Raw genomic sequence first — 17,316 nt, 5'->3', positions numbered from 1 at the left:
CCCCGCCATGGCACGGGTCGTGCACGGTGTTGTCGCGCCGGGGCTTCGGCTGCTCGCCTGAACCTTGGAGTGACCTACCAGCAAGACGACCGGTAGCGGGAAAAGGTTGGGGCGTACCGGAAAGAACCTGCGTCATCTCGCCGGCCGACCGCGCCGGGGTGAGTGGGCTCACGTGTTGTTACGCCAGCCCCTCACGGGGTTTTACCCTGCGACCGCTGAGCGACGGGCGGCGCAACGAGTACCTGGATCCCTGTGTCCGATAGCCACTCGTCGCGTCGTGGTCAACCCACACCGCCCGCTATGATCGACTTGGCAAATCACGTCGCGCCCAGATCTCGACGGTCAGACGAGGACGGCTCAGTGACTGATGTTCCGGATCTCGGTCCTCCGCCGCAGCGCATCTCCGTCGACACGTCACAGGTGCGTCGGCTCGTCGCCGACCAGTTCCCGCACCTGGCCGACCTCCCGATCGAGCCGGTGGCCAACGGCGGCTGGGACAACTGGACCTTCCACCTCGGCCCCGAAAGGCTGGTACGTCTGCCCAGCGCCGCCGAGTACGCCCTGGCGGTCGACAAGGAACATCGGTGGCTCCCGACCCTCGCCGCTCGGCTGCCGCTGCCCATCCCCACCCCGGTGGCCAAAGGCGAGCCAGCTGCGGGCTATCCCTACCCGTGGTCGATCTACCGGTGGCTCGACGGCGAGCCTGCGAGCGCCGAGGGCATCGCCGACCCGGTGCGATTCGCGCTCGACCTGGCCGAGTTCCTGGCGGCCCTGCAGGACGTCGATGCCGCCGGCGGTCCGCAGCCGGGGGTCCACAACTGGTTCCGGGGCGGCACCCTACGGACCTACGACAGGGAAGTTCAGCGAGCGCTCACGGAGCTGGACGGCCACGTCGATACCGAACTGGTGCGCGAGATCTGGGCGAGGGCACTCGACTCCCGCTGGGACGGTGTCGACCGCTGGTTCCATGGCGACATCGCCCGGGGCAACCTGCTACTTGCCGACGGCCAGCTGGCTGCCGTCATCGACTTCGGCACCTGCGGCGTCGGTGACCCGGCCTGCGATCTGGCGATCGCCTGGACGCTGCTGACCGCCGACGGCCGGCAGGCATTCCGCACGCGGCTGTCGGTGGATGATGCGACGTGGGCGCGCGGACGTGGCTGGGCCCTCTGGAAAACCCTCGCCACCTGCTCCTACACCGTTGGAGATCCCGAGGACGCAGCAGAATTCGCGACCGCACGACACATCCTCGCCGAAATCTTCTCCGAGTACACCAGCGAGCACTGTCACCAATCCCCCGCTGGAGCATCAAAAGCGTGAGGGTCGACCACGGCGACAGCGCGCGGCCGCAAGTCCCCGGCCGATCGCAGGGGGTTGTGCCGAGCTGCGGCGAATGCGCCGCCTCGGCCGCCGCTCATCAGCCAGCTTGCGGGTGAAGTGGGCCGGACGGGATCCGACGAAATGCTCCGTCGTGGCGGAGGTCCGGCGATCCTGAGGGTGACGCGACCCTGACCGGCCTGTCCGACGGCCGGTCGACGGGAGAGGGAGACCGCCATGCCCGACACCGGCAGGCCCGACACGGTGGTGCTCGTGCACGGGCTCTGGATGACGCCGCGCAGCTGGGAGCGGTGGGTGGAGTACTACCGGGCGCGCGGGCTGACCGTCCTCGCGCCCGGGTACCCCGGCTTCGAGATCGAGGTCGAGGCGCTCCGGAGGAACCCGGAGATGATCGCCAACCTCACCGTGGCCGAGACCATCGACCATCTCGCCGACGTCGTCCGGCGGCTGCCCACGCCGCCGATCATCATGGGTCACTCCTTCGGCGGTGCCCTCACCCAGTTGCTGCTCGCCCGTGGTCTGGGCTGTGCCGGGGTCGCCATCGACTCCGCTCCCACGGAGGGCGTCCGGGTCACCCCGGTCGCCCAGGCGAGGTCGCTGTTTCCGGCGTTGAAGAATCCCGCCAACCGGCACCGCGCCGTCGGGTTCACCCCCGAGGAGTTCCACTACGCCTTCACCAACACCCTGACCGAGGACGAGTCGCGGGCGGTCTGGGACCGGTACCACATCCCCGCGCCGGGCTACTGGATCTTCGAGTACGGGCTGATCGCCAACTTCAAGCCCGGCCACCAGGACACCTGGGTGGACTACTCGGCCGATCGGGCGCCGCTGTTGTTCATCGCCGGCTCGGAGGACCACACCATGCCCCCGTCGGTGAACCGGTCGAACGCGAAGCACTACGAGAGGTCCCCAGCGGTAACCGAGTACCACGAGTTCGCCGGGCGGGATCACTGGACCTGTGGCGCACCCGGCTGGGAGGCGGTCGCGGACCACGCCCTGGACTGGGCGCTGCGCAACGCGCGCATGCCGCGCCCCGCCTGAGAGCAGACCACGTCCGCGTCGGCCCGGCTCAAGACAAGGCGGCCGTCGGGCTTCAGCCTGGCCATTCGTCGAGGTACTCGGCGAAGGAAACGTCGCCCCGCTCGTCACCGCCGATCTCCCGGAACCGGTCCAGGTCGTCGTAGCCCGGCCTGTCGGGCAGCAGCACCCGTAGCGGGTGCGTGGCGTGATCGGCGAGGAACTTCCACAGCGCCCGGGTCAACTCCGGCTGGCCGGAGTTGGCGGTGTAACCGTCCTGGAAGTAGCCGACCCGCTGGTCTCCCAGCCGGTAAGCGGTGCCCAGCGCCAGACTCGTGGCGCACTGCGGACAGGCCAACCAGCCGGAGAGCGACACCCGAACTCCCTCCGACCGCTGCGGTGGGGGTTACTGCGCAGCGGCGAGACGATACGCGGTGATGACGACGATCAGGATGGCGGGGATGGTGACGACGCTGGGAGCGAGCATGGTCCGCAGCAGATTGGGCACGGCAGTACGGTGACGCGTGACGTCCATGTCGAAGGGTGCCAGGTCGGGTCCGTCGGCGGGCGGACCACTGGTCAGCCGGGTGGCGACCTGTGCGTAATGACGCCGGTAGAGGCGCTCGAGACGGAGGTAGTAGGCGTCCAGCCACCAGAAGACCGCGGCGGGCAGCAGGGGCAGCCAGGCCAGGGCGTCAGTGGTCGGCTTGCTGTTCAGGACGGCGAAGACGACGGAAACGAGGGTGACGGACCAGCCGCGGATGGTGAACGAGTTCTGCGCGAGGCGTGAGACCGTGGCTTGGATGTCGGCCAGGTGCTTGACCCGCAGCTCCTCGTCGATGGTGGTCACCGTGCACCTCCGCTTCGCTGTCGGGCGTCACGATACCGGCGGCCCACAAGTGACCTTGCAGTGTCGTCAACAGGACACTGGGTGGCGAGTCGGATTGTCCTACATGGTAGGTCTGTTGCGTGACAACGGATGCCGGGGCGTTGACTGCTGAGAAGCTGTTCATCTCCTATGCTGGCCCGGATCGGGCGTGGGCGGAGTGGGCTGCCTGGCAGTTGGAACAGGCCGGGTACACGGTGGAACTCGACCTGTGGGACTGGGCTGCCGGTGACAACGCGATAGTGCGGATGAGCCAGGCGTTGCAGCAGGCAGACCGGGTGGTGGCGCTGTTCTCCACGGCATACTTCGAACACCAACGGTTCACCACCGACGAGTGGACCGGCGTCATGTCCGGACATGACCGGCACGGACGTCTGATCCCGCTGCGCCTGGACGATGCCACTCCCCCGCCGCTGCTCCGTCCGCTGATCGCCCCGAGCTTGGCCGGACTGTCGGCCGAGGACGCGCACCGAGTTCTGATCAATGCGGTGCGCCCGACGCAACGCCCCGCAACGGAGCCCGCCTTCCCAGGCCCGCAGGTTCCTCGACAGCGCTCGACGGACGAGGCCCCTCGGCTTCCGGGGGCGCACCAGCCGACGCTGTGGCAGGTGCCGCACCGCAACGCGGATTTCATCGGCCGCGATCGTGACATTGACGAGGTACGTCGGCGGCTCCGGCCTGGACAGCCCGTCGTGATTCAGTCATCAGTTCCGCTCGGCGGGGTCGGCAAGACCCAGGTAGCGATGCAGTACGTCCACCGGTTCGCCGCCCAGTACGACCTCGTGGCCTGGATCAACGCCGAGGATCCGCAGTTGGTGCCAGCCCAGCTCACCGCCCTCGCCACCGATCTGGGACTGGTGGCCGAGCACGGCGAGGCCGGGGCGCTGCCCGCGCTACGCAGGTACCTGCAGCAGCCGAAACGGTGGCTGCTGGTCTTCGACAACGCGGAGACCGCCGAGGCGGTCCAGCCCTGGGTGCCCGTCGGGGTCGGCCACGTCCTCATCACTTCGCGGAAGGGGAACTGGCCCGAATTCACCAGGGTGACCCTTGAGCTGCTGACCCGGCGGGAGTCGATGACACTCCTGCGGCATCGAGTGCCGGAGCTCTCGGCCGAGAACGCTGGCGTGGTGGCGGACAAGCTTGGTGACCTCCCATTGGCACTCGTCCAAGCGGCCACCGTGTTGTTGACAATGCCGGTTGAGCTGTATCTCCAGATGTTGGACACCGACGCCGATGAGGTGCTCAACGCCGGCCTACCACCGTCATATCCGCGGTCGCTCGCCGCAGCCTTGCGTGTCTCCATCACCAAGCTTGCCGATGACGACGAGGCACTGCATCTGCTGCGCCTGTGCTGCGTCATGGCACCCGAACCCATCCCGATGGCGATGCTCACCGCCGCGCCCAGCCCTGTGCCGGAGCCACTGGGGCCGATACTGGTCAGCCCCATCCGGCTCTACCAGACCGCATCTCGTCTCGGTGACCTCATCGGGATGTCACAACGCGGCATCCAGGTTCACCGCCTGGTGCAGACCCTCGTCCTTAGCCAACTCGATGCAGAGAAGCAGGACGACCTGCGCCGGCAGGCGGGCAGCCTCGCGGCGGCCTGTAATCCCGGCGAGCCGGCATCGGCGGCCACCTGGCCGGCCTGGTCCCTCCTCATGCCGCACCTGCTGGCCTTGGACCCGGGCAACACCGATGACCTTGGCCTCCGCGACGTGGCCTCCGACGCCATGCTCTACCTGCTCTACAGCGGCAACACCGGTGCCGGGTTCAGCTTCGCCGAACGTCTCTACGACCAATGGCGGCAGAATCTGGGCCCCGATGACCCGCACACTCTCACCGCAGCCGCCGAACTCGCGCACGCCTACCATAATCAGGGTCGCGACCGGGAAGCGCTCAACCTGGTCGAGGACACACTCGCGCGCCGGCACAGGACCCTCGGACCGGACGACCCTGCCACACTGCGCTCCGCCAACGATCACGCCATCCTCCTCGCTGCCTTCGGGAGAGCGAGCGAGAGCGTCGACGAAGGCGAGAATGTCCTAGCCCGTCGCATCGTCGTCCTCGGCCCCGACCACCCCGACACCCTCACCACCCGCAACAACCTCGCCTCGTGGAGAGGCGAGGCCGGCGATCACCACGCCGCCATCGCCGGCTTCGAGCAACTGCTCACCGACCAACTCCGCGTCCTCGGCCCCGACCACCCCGACACCCTCAACACTCGCGGCAGTCTCGGCAGTTGGAGAGGGGAGGCCGGCGATCACCACGCCGCCATCGCCGGCTTCGAGCAACTGCTCACCGACCGGCTCCGCGTCCTCGGCCCCGACCACCCGCACACCCTCAACACCCGCGGCAGTCTCGCCAGGTGGAGAGGGGAGGCCGGCGACCACCACGCCGCCATCGCCGGCTTCGAGCAACTGCTCACCGACCGACTCCGCGTCCTCGGCCCCGACCACCCCCACACCCTCAACACCCGCGGCAGTCTCGCCAGGTGGAGAGGCGAGGCCGGCGACCACCACGCCGCCATCACCGGCTTCGAGCAACTGCTCACCGACCAACTCCGCGTCCTCGGCCCCGACCACCCCGAAACCCTCACCATCCGCAACAACCTCGCCTCGTGGAGAGGCGAGGCCGGCGACCACCACGCCGCCATCACCGGTTACGAGCAACTGCTCACCGACCAACTCCGCGTCCTCGGCCCCGACCACCCCAACACCCTGGCAACTCGAGGGAACCTGGCGCATCTGCTACTACGGCGAGGCGCAGTGCCGGCCGCACGAACACAGGCAACGGCGAAACTCGACGCAGAACGACGCCTGTTCGGATCACACGACCAGCGGACGCGGCGGACCCAGGACCTGGTCAACGAAATCAGGGCGCAGATGGGTGGACGACCGAGCCCGAGACCTGGCAAGCGGAAGAAGCGCTGACCCGCCGCGAGCAGACCCGGCGCGTGAACTGAAGGCGACGTCGCTGACACCGTGATCTGGCCGTGGACGCGCATCGCCCGCCTGAGAGCAGATCAGGTCCGCACCGGTCCTGCCCGACCGGGGCGTACCGGTTCTACGTCGTGGACGCTGGCACACTGGCCGGACCGTCGATCCGGACCGGGGGGCCAGTCATGACGACCGTCGATCGTGTCCAGCCGAACGAGACCACCGTGCCGCTGCTGCCGTGCGTGGCCGTGGACGAGACACTCACCTTCTGGCGCGCGCTCGGTTTCGTGGTCACCTACGAGCAGCGCAAGCCGTACGTGTATCTGGCGCTGCGGTGGAGCGGATTCGAGCTGCACTACGGGCCGGCGCCCCGCGACCTCGACCCGGCGAAGGAGAGCAGTGGCGGCTGCCTGGTCATGGTCGACGCGGTCGCGCCGTACCATGCGGCCTTCACCGAGGCGATGCGCCGCGCGTACGGCAAGGTGCTTGCCCGGGGGTTGCCCCGGATCACCCGCTACCGGCCCGGCGCGTCGCGGTTCAGCGTCGTCGACCCGTCCGGCAACACCATCATCTTCATCGCCCGGGACGAACCCGAGGAGTTGGAGTACGGCGGCTCGAAGCGGCTGACCGGGCTGGCCCGGGTGCTGGACAACGCCCGCATCCTGCGGGAGTTCAAGTCCGACGACCGGGCGGCGTACCGGGCGCTCAACTCTGGGTTGCGCCGGCACGGCGATGCGGCGTCGAGCGTCGAGCGGGCGCTGGCGCTCGCCGCGCTGATCGAGTTGGCCACCGCGCTGGGTGAGCCGGAGCGGGTTTCGGAGTGGGGGGCGCAGCTCCGGGCGCTGAGCCTGAGCGCCGGAGAGCGGGAGCAGGTACGACAGGCCGTCGCCGATCCGGGCACGCTCGAACCCTGGCTGTCTGGCACCTCCTGAGAGAACGTCGCCTTCGATGGAGCAGCAACCCAAGCGGCACAGGTACTTAATCTGATACAGTACTGGTCGTGGTTGATAAATCAGCGACCGTGGCATCTCCCGCCGACGACGTGCTCGCCGCCGACCTGCTGCGCGGTCACACCGACACGATCGTGCTGGGGCTGCTGCGCCGCACCGACAGCTACGGCTTCGAGATCTTCAAGCGGATCCGGGACAGCACCGGCGGCCGCCACGAGATCAAGGAAGCCACCCTGTACGCCAGCTACCGCCGGCTCGCCCGGGACGGGCTGATCGAGTCGTACTGGGGCGACGAGACCCAGGGCGGCCGCCGCAAGTACTACCGGATCACCGACGCCGGACGGGCGGTGTACCGCCGCAACGTGGCGGCGTGGTCGGTGACCCGCGACCTCATCGACACCCTGCTCGACCTGGCCGACCGTGCCGGCCACCCCAACGAAACGACCGGAGGGCAGTCCGCATGACCACCGCACGCTCCACCCACGACACCGCGCTGGACGTCCACCGGCTGCTCGACGAGGCGTTCGCCGGTGCCGAGATGAGCCCCGAACGGCAGGATCTCAAGGAGGAGATCCGGGCAAACCTGGTCGCCCGCGTCGGCGAGCTGGTCGACGCCGGCCGGTCCCCCGCTGCCGCCGCCCGCGAGGCCATGACCGAGCTGGGCGACCTCGGCCCGCTGTTGGACGCGATACCGGCCACCGGGGCGACCTCCGGCCATGCCGAATGGGAGCGCCACCGGGTCCGTCCGGCGCCCGGATTCCTGGTCCGCACGACGCTGCTCGCCGCGCTCGGCGTCACCGGAGTCGTGCTCCTGGTGCTCGCCGTGGCCGGCACCGCCGTACCGTGGGGATGGTTGCTGGTGGCGGCGGCCGCCGTCGCGGTCACGGCCGGGGCCGGCACCGCCGACGCGCTACGCCAGGAGACCTCGACCAGCTACCCGATGCCGGCGGGACGCGCCGGTGGGTACGGCGTCGCCGTCACCCTGGTGCTGGCCGGCCTCGGCGCCGGCTGGCAGTTCCTGGCCAACGGCGGCCTTCCGTGGCTGGTCGGCGGGGCCCTCGCGGTGGTCGCGGCGGTGGTGCTCTTCGCCTACCTCGGTGGCACCCAGACCAACCGGCACAAGCCATGGGTGCTGAGCATGGAGGCGACCCACCGGGAGGCGGTCGACGTGTTCACCAGGGACCCGGCCGCCGCCGCCCGGTTCGGGATCTACACGGCCACGCTCTGGTTGGTCGCGATCGCCACCTTCGGGGTGCTCAGCTTCACCGTCGGCTGGACCTGGTCCTGGCTCGCACCGCTCGGCGGGGTCGTGGTCATGCTGCTGATGCTGGCCCGCATGCAGTTCCGCCACCCCCAGCGCTGACCCCCACCCCCACCCCGTTGATCAAGAAGTTCTGGTCGTCGGCACCGCCGAAACACGACGCAAATTTCTTGATCAACGGGGCGATCGTCGGGTGTGGGCACCGGGTCAGAGGTGGGTGGGGGCGGGGATGCCTAGCAGGGTCAGGCCGGTGCGGAGGGTTTCGGCGGTCAGTTGGCACAGGGCCAGGCGGTTGCTGCGCCGCGTGCCGGTGGCGCGCAGCACCGGGCAGTGCTCGTAGAAAGTGGTGAAGGTCTGCGCCAGCCGGTACAGGTAGCCGCAGAGGCGGTGCGGTTCGTACCCGGCGACCACCTCGGCGAGCGTGTCGGCGAAGGCGTCGAGGTCGAGGATCAGCGCCCGCTCGGCGGGTTCCAGCGCTGCTCCCGGGTCGACGGTCGCGTCGGCGCCGTCCGCGCGGGCCAGGATGGAGCGTACGCGGGCGTGCGCGTACTGCAGGTAGACGCCGGTGTTGCCGGTCAGCGCCAGCATCCGCTGCGGGTCGTAGGTGTAGTCGCGGACCCGGTTGTTGGCCAGGTCGGCGTACTTCACCGCACCGATGCCGACCTGCCGGGCGCGCTCGTCCAGGGCCGCCCCGGTCAGCCCTGGGTTCTTGGCGGCGACCACGTCACGGGCCCGGTCCACGGCCTCGGTGAGCAGGTCGACCAGGCGTACGGTGTCGCCGGCCCGGGTCTTGAACGGCCGCCCGTCGGGGCCGAGGACGGTGCCGAACGCCACGTGCACGGCGGGCACGGTCGGCGGCAGCCAGCCGGCCCGACGGGCGGTGTCGAAGACCATCCGGAAGTGCAGCGCCTGCCGGGCGTCGACCACGTACAGCAGCCGGTCGGCGTGCAGTTCGCCGACGCGCTGCCGCAGGGCGGCCAGGTCGGTCGCGGCGTAGCCGAAGCCGCCGTCGCTCTTGCGTACGATCAAGGGAGTCGGCTCGCCGTCGGGCCCGCGGATGTCGTCGAAGAAGACGCAGAGCGCACCGTCGCTTCGCACGGCGACGGCGCGGCTTTCGAGATCGTGGGCGACTCCGGGCAGCGCGGCGTTGTAGGCGCTCTCCCCCACCGAGTCGGCGTCGGTCAGCCGTACGCCGAGCCGGTCGTAGACGTCGGTGAAGTAGCGGGTCGACTCGGCGACGATGTCGCGCCACACCGCGACGGTGGCCGGGTCGCCGGCCTGCAACGCCACCACCCGCCGCCGGGCCCGGTCGGCGAAGGCGGGGTCGGTGTCGAACTCCGCCCGCGCCCGCCGGTAGAGCGTGGCCAGCCGGCGCATCGTGCCCGCGTCCTCCGGCGCCGTCGGCTCGGGGTGCTCGACCTGATGCTGGATCAGCATGCCGAACTGGGTTCCCCAGTCGCCGATGTGGTTGCGCCGGACCACGGTGCCGCCGAGGTGTTCCAGGACCCGCACCAACGCGTCGCCGATGATGGTGGAGCGCAGGTGCCCGACGTGCATCTCCTTGGCGATGTTCGGCTGGGAGTAGTCGATCACGGTGGTGACGCCCGCCTCGGGAGTGCCGACACCGAGCCGGGGACCGGCGAGCCGGTCGGCGAGCTGCGCCAGCAGCGCCCCGTCGGTGAGGTCGAGGTTGACGAAGCCCGGCCCGGCCACCTGGGCTGCGGCCACCCGACCGTCCGCGGACAGCCGCGCGACCATCTCCGCCGCGATCTCTCGCGGGTTCCGCCGCCGGGTCCGCGCCGCCGCCAGCACTCCGTCGGACTGGAAGTCGGCGTGCTCGGAACGGCGAACCTGCGGCGCGAGGTCCGCCATCCCCAGGCGGGCCGCGGCGGCGGAGACGGAGTCGGACAACGACGAGGCCAACGAGGGCACGGTCACGGGAGCTCCCTGGGATGGGATGAACGGGATCGTCACGAGGCGGTCGGCCGCACGGCAGGTGCGGACACGACGGAGGTACGCGCGAGAGGACGGACGACTATCGTCGTCGCAGGCGCGAGCGGCGGACGGTGCCGAGCACCCGGTCCATCTCCACCGCCTCGAACGCCGGGCCGCGATCCGAGCGCGGCCAGATGCCGGAAGTGTACGCACAACTCGGTGCGGCGGCGGGCCCGGTCTGCGCGGGCCTGCTGCAGCGCGTCCGTCGACGGGTGGGGAAAACCCTGATTCCCGCGCCGCGGGCACTCTCTAGGGTCGATCGCAGGCCCGCCCCGGTCCGCCTCTCATGGACCGGGTCCGACACCGGACGGTCGGTGCCGGTCGTGTCCCGAGCCGACGAGGAGTACCGGTGCGCAAGGTTGTCTCGGCCGTCCTCACGGTGGTCCTGGCCCTGGCGGCAGCCGGTTGCGGCAACGGAAACCCCGCCGATCCGGCCGCCGTCGAGGATGACCCGTACAGCGAATCCGCGCTTCGCTACGGGCTGGCACCCGTGCCCCATCCAGACCTGACGTACCAGCCCGACGTGGTCCTCGTCGGCGGCGGAGGCCGCTCGGTCCGGTCGGTCACCGCGGACGGGTTGACCTGGCGGATCGACGCTGCCGCGCCCCGCGCCGGGAAGCTGGCGCCCGGTAAGATCATGTTCGTCACCGGCCGAGGCGTGGGCCGGGTGCTGGACGTGCGGCGCGACGGTGGCGACCTGCTCGTCACCATCGGCCCGGTCACCGTCACCGACGTGATCCGCGACGGCATCCTCGAGCAGCGGGGCATCGCGATCGAGAACCCGGTCGTCTACCAGGCCGGAGAACCGCTCTGGGCGATGTCCGAGGAGGAGGCCGAGACGCTCGGTGCCACGCCGTCCGGTCGCGCCGGGCGCGCCGCTCCGCTGCGGCTCGCCCCGCCGCCACCCCGGCCGGCCCAGCCGCCACCGGCCCGTGGCGGCGGTGAGGTCAAGTCGGTAGTCGCCAACTTTTCCACCGGGGTGAGCCTCAACGACGGCGCCGAGGTCAGCTTCCACTACGACCGCGACGGTACGAAGCTGTCCGGGCGGGCCGCGCTCACCTTCAACCGGCCGGAGGCGGACTTCCACCTGAGCATCAAGGGCGGTTCCGTCACCCGGGCGGACCTCTCGATCAGTGGTGGCTTCGGCATCCGCTACTCGTTCGAGGCGGGGCTCCAGGACGGGCAGAACATCACCGCGGTGCTTCCCGTCCCGGCGGAGTTCAGCATCCCGATCGGGAGAGTCATCGGCGTACCGCTGGCGCTCACCGTCAGCCAGACGCTGAAGGTCACCACCGCGTTCGGTGCGAAGGTCGGCACGGTCAAGGGCAACGGCGAGTTCTCCCTGGCCGGCTCGCTCGGCTACGGCTACGTCAACGGCACCTTCGGCCCTCAGGTCAGCAAGAACTTCAAGCGCAAGGAAAGCCTGATCAACTCCCTGCGTGGGGTCCCGGTCGGGGTGATGGGGCTGCTGATCGAGCACCAGGTCCGGTTCGATGTCGGGTTCAGCGCCTTCGTGCTCAAGGCCGGTCTGTTCTTCGAGGTGTCGACCGCCTACGGGACGACCATCGGATCGGCGCTGGGCGCACCGCTGGCGGTCTGCCGCGGGGTCGGCCTCGGCGTCCGTGCCTCGTACGGCATCGGCTACGAGATCCTCGCCCCGGTGGTGAGAGTGATCAACAAGTTCCTCAGCCTGGTGAACATCGCGCCGATCAACTCGTCCGGCAAGCTGGGACCGAAGCCGTACGTCATCCACACGGCGGAGGAGATCATCCCGCCCGGCACCAAGCTCTGCGGCACCCCGAAGCCGGCAGCCGCCTGAGCGGGGACGCACCCGGTGTCGCCGGCTCCGAGGTGTCCGGTCAGCGACCCGCGTCGTCGCCGGTGCGTGGGGGTCCGGCCGTCTCGGTGCCGAACCCGTCGAGTGCGGCACGCTCGTCGAGCGTGCGCAGTTCCTGGAACACGGTGATGTGCAGCCCTGCCGGCGCGTCGAGACGGGCGTTGACCGAGTGCCACGGCGTGCGGGTCGGCGGTGCCACCTGCTCGGCCCCGGCCTCGACCAGCCGGTCGGTGGTGGCGGCGGTGTCGTCGACCTCGAACGCCACCCGGATCTGCGGTGCCACCTGCCGCCCCACCTCGACGTCGTCGATCATGCGCTTCTGCGCCGGGTTGGCGATCTCCAGCGTGGCACGCCCGGCGTCCAGGATCACCACCCGGGCGTCGTCCGCGCCGGAGTACGCGGCCTGCTCGGGCAGCCCGAGCACGTCACGGTAGAACCGCACCGCCGCCTCGTAGTCCTCGGCCTGCACCACCAGTCGCAGCTGCCGGACGGCCGGCACGGGCTTCTCGGTTGCGCTCATCCCACTCTCCTGGTTCCGTCGGGCGGGCGCTCGGCGCCGCTCCGGCAATGGTGTGGTGCTCGGCGGACGGCGACCACCTGAGACCGACCGCTCCGCACGCCTCGTTGTGTCACTCAGTCCGGCAGGTCAGCGATCCGGGTCGAGAGCCTGCGCAGCATCGCGAGTTCGTCGGCGCTGACGTGCTCCAGGAAGCGGGACCGCACCGAGACGACGTGGTGCGGTGCCGCCTGTTCCAGGACCGCGAAGCCGTCGTCGGTCAGGTGCAGGAGGCAGCCGCGCGCGTCCTGCGGATCAGGTTCCTTGTCGATCAGCCCTCGGCCCTGCATCCGCGCGGCGTGGTGGGACAGCCGGCTGCGCGACCACTCCATCTTGGCGGCCAGTTCCTTGAGCGGCCACCGGCGGTCGGGCTTCTCCGACAGTGTGCTCAACACCTCGTAGTCCGCCGCGGAGAGCCCCGAGTCGCGCGCCAGGTCACGACCGATCCGGGCCGGCAGTGCGATGAGCAACCGCCGGAAGGCCCGCCACGCCTGTTCCTCGTCCTCGCTCAGCCAGTAGGTGTCCATCCGAACACTCTACATTTCATTGACACGTCACCGAGCCTCACCTAATCTCGTTGACATGTCATCGAATAGCTCGCGCGACCTCCGCGTCCTCGTCATCGTCGCCAGCACCCGACCCGGCCGGCTCGGACCCGCGATAGCCGACTGGTTCGTGCAGGCCACGCTCCCAGAGGCGGCGGCCAACGGGGCCACCGTCGACCTCGCGGATCTCGCCGACCTCGGGCTGCCGCTGCTCGACGAACCCGAGCATCCCGCCCAGGGCAGCTACCAGCACGAGCACACCCGCCGGTGGAGCCGCACGGTGGAAGCCGCAGACGCCTTCGTGGTGGTGACGCCGGAGTACAACTTCGGCATGCCGGCGGCGTTGAAGAACGCCTTCGATTTCCTCTACCACGAATGGGCGTGGAAGCCGGTGGCCTTCGTCAGCTACGGCAACACCTCGGCCGGCACCCGGTCGGTACAGATGGCAAAGCAGGTCGTCACGACACTGCGGATGATGCCCGTCGGCGCGACCGTCGCCCTGCGCCTCACCGACAGCGTCCGGGACGGTCGGGTGAGCGGGTCCCCGACGCTCGACGCCGCCGCCCGCGCGGTGCTGGTCGAGGTGAGCCGGGTGGCCCGCGCGATGCGCCCGCTGCGCGGCGGGACCGACGTGGTCGACGGACCGGTCGACGGCCTCACCCTCACCGACGGTCGGGCCGGCGACCTGGCGGAACTGCTCGTTCTCCAGCGATGCTGCTGGGTGCAGGAGGCCATCGTCAACGACACCCTCGACCTGGCACCGCTACGGGAGACCCTCGACGACCTGCACGCCTCGATGTCGACCTGGCGGTGGTGGTGCGTACGCCGCGACGGCCGCCTCGTCGCGGCGGTGCGCGCCCGGGCGCACGAGGGCACATGGCTGATCGGACGCCTCATGGTGGCGCCCGACCAGGCGGGCAACGGCATCGGTTCCTGGCTGCTGTCGCACGCCGAGGGGCAGGCGCCCGAGGGGACCATCCGCTGCACGCTGTTCACCGGGCACCGCAGCACCCGCAACATCAGCTTGTACGAGCGCGCGGGGTACACCCGCACCTGGGTCCCGGATCTCCCGCAGGACGTCGTCCACCTGTCCAAGCCGCGCCCGGCCGGCCAGCCGCCCCGGCCGACGACCGACAGCCCTGTCCACGACGGTGCCGGTGTGGTGTGATCTCGAGGCATGAGAGTCAGGGTCGTCGGTGCCGGTGTCGTCGGGCTGACCAGCGCACTCCGCCTCGCCCACGACGGTCACGACGTCGACGTCGTCGCTGCCCGGACGGGTGACGCCACGACATCCGCGATCGCGGCGGCGCTCTGGTATCCCTACCGCGCCTTTCCGGCTGCGGACGTGACCCGCTGGTCGGCGTTCACCTATGCGACGTTGCGGAGCCTGGCCGCCGACCCCCGCACCGGTGTACGGATGCGACCCGGTCGGGAGTTGTTCCGCCAGCGCACCAGCGACCCGTGGTGGCGCGAAGCGGTGCCCGAGCTGGTCCGGGTCAGCGCCGAACGACTCCCGACCGGCTACGTCGACGGTTTCGAACTGACCGTTCCGGTGGCGGACATGGCGGTGCACCTGCCCTGGCTGCTCGGCGAGTTGACCACGGCCGGGGTCACGGTCCGGACCGAGCGGGTCGACGATCTCACCGACGCGTTGCTCGGCGTGGACGCCGTGGTCAACTGCACCGGGCTCGGGGCCCGGGAACTGACCGACGACGACGCCGTCACCCCGGTACGGGGACAGGTCGTCGTCGTCGCGCAGTTCGGTCTGCGCGAGTGGCTGCTCGACCAGACCGATCCCGAACACCTGGCCTACGTCGTACCGAGGAGCGACACGGTGCTGCTCGGCGGCACCGCCGAGGACGGTGACGAGGACCTGACCGTCCGGGCGGACACGGCCGCCGGCATCCTGGACCGGTGCGCCGGCCTGGTGCCCGCCCTCCGCGAGGCACGCGTCCTCGGCCACCGGGTCGGTCTGCGACCCGGCCGCCCGAACGTGCGGCTGGAAGCCGAGATCACCGACCGTGGCCCGGTCGTGCACTGCTACGGCCACGGCGGTGCCGGCGTCACGCTCTCCTACGGCTGCGCCGAAGACGTGGCCGAGCTGGTATCCGCGCTGCGCTGACCGGTCTCACCCGACAGGCGGCGGCAGCGTCACGGTCACGGTCAGGCCGCCGTCGGGACGCGGCACCGCGTCGGCGGTGCCGCCGTGCGCCCGGGCCACCGCCCGCACGATCGACAGCCCGAGCCCGAAGCCCCTGCTCCCGGCCACCCGCTCCCGGCTCAGCCGGCGGAACGGCTGGAACATCGTCTCCACGTCGTAGCCGGGGATCACCGGGCCGCTGTTGGTCACCACCAGGGTCGGACGGCCGGCCACCACCCCGGTACGTACCCGCACCCAGCCGTCCGCCGGCACGTTGTGCCGCAGCGCGTTCTCCACCAGGTTGAACGTCAGCCGCTCCAACAGCACCGGGTCGCCGGACGTACCGGCCGGGTCCAACGACCGGTGCACCGGGATCCCGGGGTACGCCGTCGCCGCCTGCTCGACCACGTGCGCGGCGATCTCGGCCAGGTCGACCTGGGCCCGCTCGACCAGTTCGTTCTCCGAGTCGGCGAGCGTGAGCAGGCCGTCGATCAGCCGTTCGTGCCGTTCGTTCACCGACAGCAGCGCCTCACCGAGGCGGCGCACCTCGGCCGGGGCGTCCGGCCGGCTGACCGCCAGCTCCACCAGCGCCCGGTTCAACGCCAGCGGTGTGCGCAGCTCGTGGGAGGCGTTGGCCACGAACCGTCGCTGCCCGTCGAAGGAGCGGTCCAGCCGCTCCAACATCTGGTCGAAGGTGTCAGCCAGTTCGCGCACCTCGTCGCGGGGACCGGTCAGCGCGATCCGTTCGTGCAGGCCCCGACCGGCGGAGTCGGCCCCGGCGATCCGGCGGGCCGTCCCGGTGATCTGGTGCAGGGGTTGCAGCGCCCGGCCCGCCAGCAGCCAACCGATCGCCACGGCCGCCGCCGACACCACCACCAGGGCGAGGCCCCCCTGCGTCAGCAGCGACTCCAGCGCGTTGCGCTTGGCCTCGCTCTGCACGTCCTGGATCAGCAGACGGATCTTGTCGAGGTCCTCCGCGGACGTCGGGATCCGGGCGATCATCATGCGGTCCGGCAGCTCGGCCCGGATCGGCTGCGGCATCCGCTGATCCACCAGTACGTACGTGACGCCGAGCAGGACGATGCCGGCGAGCAGGAAGAGGCCGCCGTACACCAGGGTGAGGCGGGCCCGCAGAGTCAGCCGCTTCACCGGATCGCGTACCCCACTCCCGGTACGGTTTCGACGACCGGTGGGTCGCCGAGCTTGCGCCGCAGCTTCATCACGGTGACCCGCACCACGTTGGTGAACGGGTCGATGTGCTCGTCCCACGCCCGTTCCAGCAGTTGCTCGGCGGAGACCACCGCCCCCTCGGCGCGCAGCAACTCGGCCAGCACCGCGAACTCCTTGCGGGACAGCGGCACGTACCGGCCGTCACGGTGCACCTCGCGGCGGCCCGGGTCGAGCGTGATGCCCGCCCGGCGCAGTGTCGGTGGTGCGGCGGGTCGGGCCCGTCGGGTCAGTGCGTGCACCCGGGCGGCCAGTTCCACCAGCGCGAACGGCTTCACCAGGTAGTCGTCGGCGCCCAGGGCGAGACCCGCCACCCGGTCCCGCACCGCCGCGGCCGCGGTGAGCATCAGCACCCGCGTGTCACCCCCGGCGTCGACGATCGAGCGGCACACGTCGTCGCCGGGCACCACCGGCAGGTCCCGGTCGAGCACCACCACCGCGTACTCGTTGACCCCGAGCCGCGCCAACGCGGCGTCACCGTCGTACGCCACGTCGACCGCGAAGGCCTCCCGGCGCAGCCACTCCGCGATGGCGTCCGCCAACACGTCCTCATCCTCGACCACCAGCACTCGCACCGGTCCATGGTGCCGCGCCCGGGGATAACGCCGCCGTAAACGTGATCGGTTAC

At 70.5% G+C, this 17,316-nt stretch carries 16 protein-coding genes; 9 read left to right on the top strand and 7 right to left on the bottom strand.

The window, feature by feature from the left end:
• Window positions 1-360 precede the first annotated feature (360 nt).
• Window positions 361-1,320 (top strand): aminoglycoside phosphotransferase family protein, encoded by a 960-nt coding sequence (locus SM447_RS25490; RefSeq protein WP_474575403.1) that lies wholly within the window; start codon window positions 361-363, stop codon window positions 1,318-1,320.
• Window positions 1,321-1,554: 234 nt separating this feature from the next.
• Entirely contained in the window at window positions 1,555-2,379 is an 825-nt protein-coding gene (locus SM447_RS25485; RefSeq protein ID WP_474575402.1) for an alpha/beta hydrolase, read from the top strand.
• A 52-nt stretch (window positions 2,380-2,431) separates the two neighbouring features.
• On the opposite strand, the gene SM447_RS25480 is transcribed toward SM447_RS25485, so the two are convergent.
• Both SM447_RS25480 and SM447_RS25475 read right to left on the bottom strand, forming a co-directional pair.
• Window positions 2,432-2,731 carry a hypothetical protein gene (locus SM447_RS25480; RefSeq protein ID WP_474575401.1) on the bottom strand — a complete coding sequence of 100 codons (300 nt, stop codon included), beginning with the start codon at window positions 2,729-2,731 and terminating at the stop codon, window positions 2,432-2,434.
• A 30-nt stretch (window positions 2,732-2,761) separates the two neighbouring features.
• Window positions 2,762-3,205, bottom strand: a complete 444-nt coding sequence (locus SM447_RS25475) for a hypothetical protein (protein ID WP_474575400.1) — start codon at window positions 3,203-3,205, stop codon at window positions 2,762-2,764.
• Between the two features lie 119 nt (window positions 3,206-3,324).
• Here SM447_RS25475 and fxsT point away from each other — a divergent pair, with 119 nt between their 5' ends.
• From fxsT to SM447_RS25455, 4 genes are all read left to right on the top strand, one after another.
• Complete coding sequence (gene fxsT, locus SM447_RS25470) at window positions 3,325-6,171, top strand: FxSxx-COOH system tetratricopeptide repeat protein (protein WP_474575399.1); 2,847 nt, start codon at window positions 3,325-3,327, stop codon at window positions 6,169-6,171.
• A gap of 191 nt (window positions 6,172-6,362) precedes the next feature.
• On the top strand, window positions 6,363-7,109 hold the full coding sequence (locus SM447_RS25465) for a VOC family protein (RefSeq protein ID WP_474575398.1): 747 nt from the start codon (window positions 6,363-6,365) through the stop codon (window positions 7,107-7,109).
• Between the two features lie 68 nt (window positions 7,110-7,177).
• A complete protein-coding gene (locus tag SM447_RS25460) occupies window positions 7,178-7,591 on the top strand; it encodes a PadR family transcriptional regulator (RefSeq protein WP_474575397.1) in 414 nt (137 codons plus the stop codon).
• Window positions 7,588-8,490: a permease prefix domain 1-containing protein gene (locus SM447_RS25455; RefSeq protein ID WP_474575396.1), complete on the top strand. Its 903-nt coding sequence runs from the start codon at window positions 7,588-7,590 to the stop codon at window positions 8,488-8,490. Before SM447_RS25460 ends, SM447_RS25455 begins: the two co-directional genes overlap by 4 nt.
• A 105-nt stretch (window positions 8,491-8,595) precedes the next feature.
• Here SM447_RS25455 and argS read toward each other — a convergent pair whose 3' ends face one another.
• Window positions 8,596-10,320 (bottom strand): arginine--tRNA ligase, encoded by a 1,725-nt coding sequence (argS, locus tag SM447_RS25450; protein ID WP_474575413.1) that lies wholly within the window; start codon window positions 10,318-10,320, stop codon window positions 8,596-8,598.
• 412 nt (window positions 10,321-10,732) lie between these two features.
• Here argS and SM447_RS25445 point away from each other — a divergent pair, with 412 nt between their 5' ends.
• Window positions 10,733-12,202: a hypothetical protein gene (locus SM447_RS25445; RefSeq protein WP_474575395.1), complete on the top strand. Its 1,470-nt coding sequence runs from the start codon at window positions 10,733-10,735 to the stop codon at window positions 12,200-12,202.
• Window positions 12,203-12,242: 40 nt separating this feature from the next.
• Here the strand turns inward: SM447_RS25445 and SM447_RS25440 are convergent, their stop codons facing one another.
• Both SM447_RS25440 and SM447_RS25435 read right to left on the bottom strand, forming a co-directional pair.
• On the bottom strand, window positions 12,243-12,740 hold the full coding sequence (locus SM447_RS25440) for a VOC family protein (protein ID WP_474575394.1): 498 nt from the start codon (window positions 12,738-12,740) through the stop codon (window positions 12,243-12,245).
• A gap of 113 nt (window positions 12,741-12,853) precedes the next feature.
• A complete protein-coding gene (locus tag SM447_RS25435) occupies window positions 12,854-13,303 on the bottom strand; it encodes a MarR family winged helix-turn-helix transcriptional regulator (protein WP_474575393.1) in 450 nt (149 codons plus the stop codon).
• 55 nt (window positions 13,304-13,358) lie between these two features.
• Here SM447_RS25435 and SM447_RS25430 point away from each other — a divergent pair, with 55 nt between their 5' ends.
• On the top strand, window positions 13,359-14,489 hold the full coding sequence (locus SM447_RS25430) for a GNAT family N-acetyltransferase (RefSeq protein ID WP_474575392.1): 1,131 nt from the start codon (window positions 13,359-13,361) through the stop codon (window positions 14,487-14,489).
• A gap of 9 nt (window positions 14,490-14,498) precedes the next feature.
• The gene (locus tag SM447_RS25425; protein WP_474575391.1) at window positions 14,499-15,443 is read left to right on the top strand and encodes an FAD-dependent oxidoreductase; all 945 of its coding nucleotides are present in this window, start codon (window positions 14,499-14,501) and stop codon (window positions 15,441-15,443) included.
• A gap of 6 nt (window positions 15,444-15,449) precedes the next feature.
• On the opposite strand, the gene SM447_RS25420 is transcribed toward SM447_RS25425, so the two are convergent.
• Entirely contained in the window at window positions 15,450-16,610 is a 1,161-nt protein-coding gene (locus tag SM447_RS25420) for a sensor histidine kinase (protein WP_474575390.1), read from the bottom strand.
• Window positions 16,607-17,263 carry a response regulator transcription factor gene (locus SM447_RS25415; protein ID WP_474575389.1) on the bottom strand — a complete coding sequence of 219 codons (657 nt, stop codon included), beginning with the start codon at window positions 17,261-17,263 and terminating at the stop codon, window positions 16,607-16,609. The genes SM447_RS25420 and SM447_RS25415 overlap by 4 nt, the downstream gene beginning before the upstream one ends.
• Between the last annotated feature and the right edge of the window lie 53 nt (window positions 17,264-17,316).

The sequence above is a fragment of the Micromonospora aridisoli genome (assembly GCF_056150025.1).
Note: the sequence above shows the minus strand (reverse complement) of the source record. Positions and strands in the feature narration are given on the sequence as shown.

Excerpts from the sequence above, each read along its gene's own strand:
- SM447_RS25485 (WP_474575402.1), top strand. The coding sequence starts at position 1,555 with ATGCCCGACACCGGCAGGCCCGACACGGTGGTGCTCGTGCACGGGCTC.
- SM447_RS25465 (WP_474575398.1), top strand. The coding sequence starts at position 6,363 with ATGACGACCGTCGATCGTGTCCAGCCGAACGAGACCACCGTGCCGCTG.
- SM447_RS25455 (WP_474575396.1), top strand. The coding sequence starts at position 7,588 with ATGACCACCGCACGCTCCACCCACGACACCGCGCTGGACGTCCACCGG.
- SM447_RS25440 (WP_474575394.1), bottom strand. The coding sequence starts at position 12,740 with ATGAGCGCAACCGAGAAGCCCGTGCCGGCCGTCCGGCAGCTGCGACTG.
- SM447_RS25435 (WP_474575393.1), bottom strand. The coding sequence starts at position 13,303 with ATGGACACCTACTGGCTGAGCGAGGACGAGGAACAGGCGTGGCGGGCC.
- SM447_RS25430 (WP_474575392.1), top strand. The coding sequence starts at position 13,359 with ATGTCATCGAATAGCTCGCGCGACCTCCGCGTCCTCGTCATCGTCGCC.
- SM447_RS25425 (WP_474575391.1), top strand. The coding sequence starts at position 14,499 with ATGAGAGTCAGGGTCGTCGGTGCCGGTGTCGTCGGGCTGACCAGCGCA.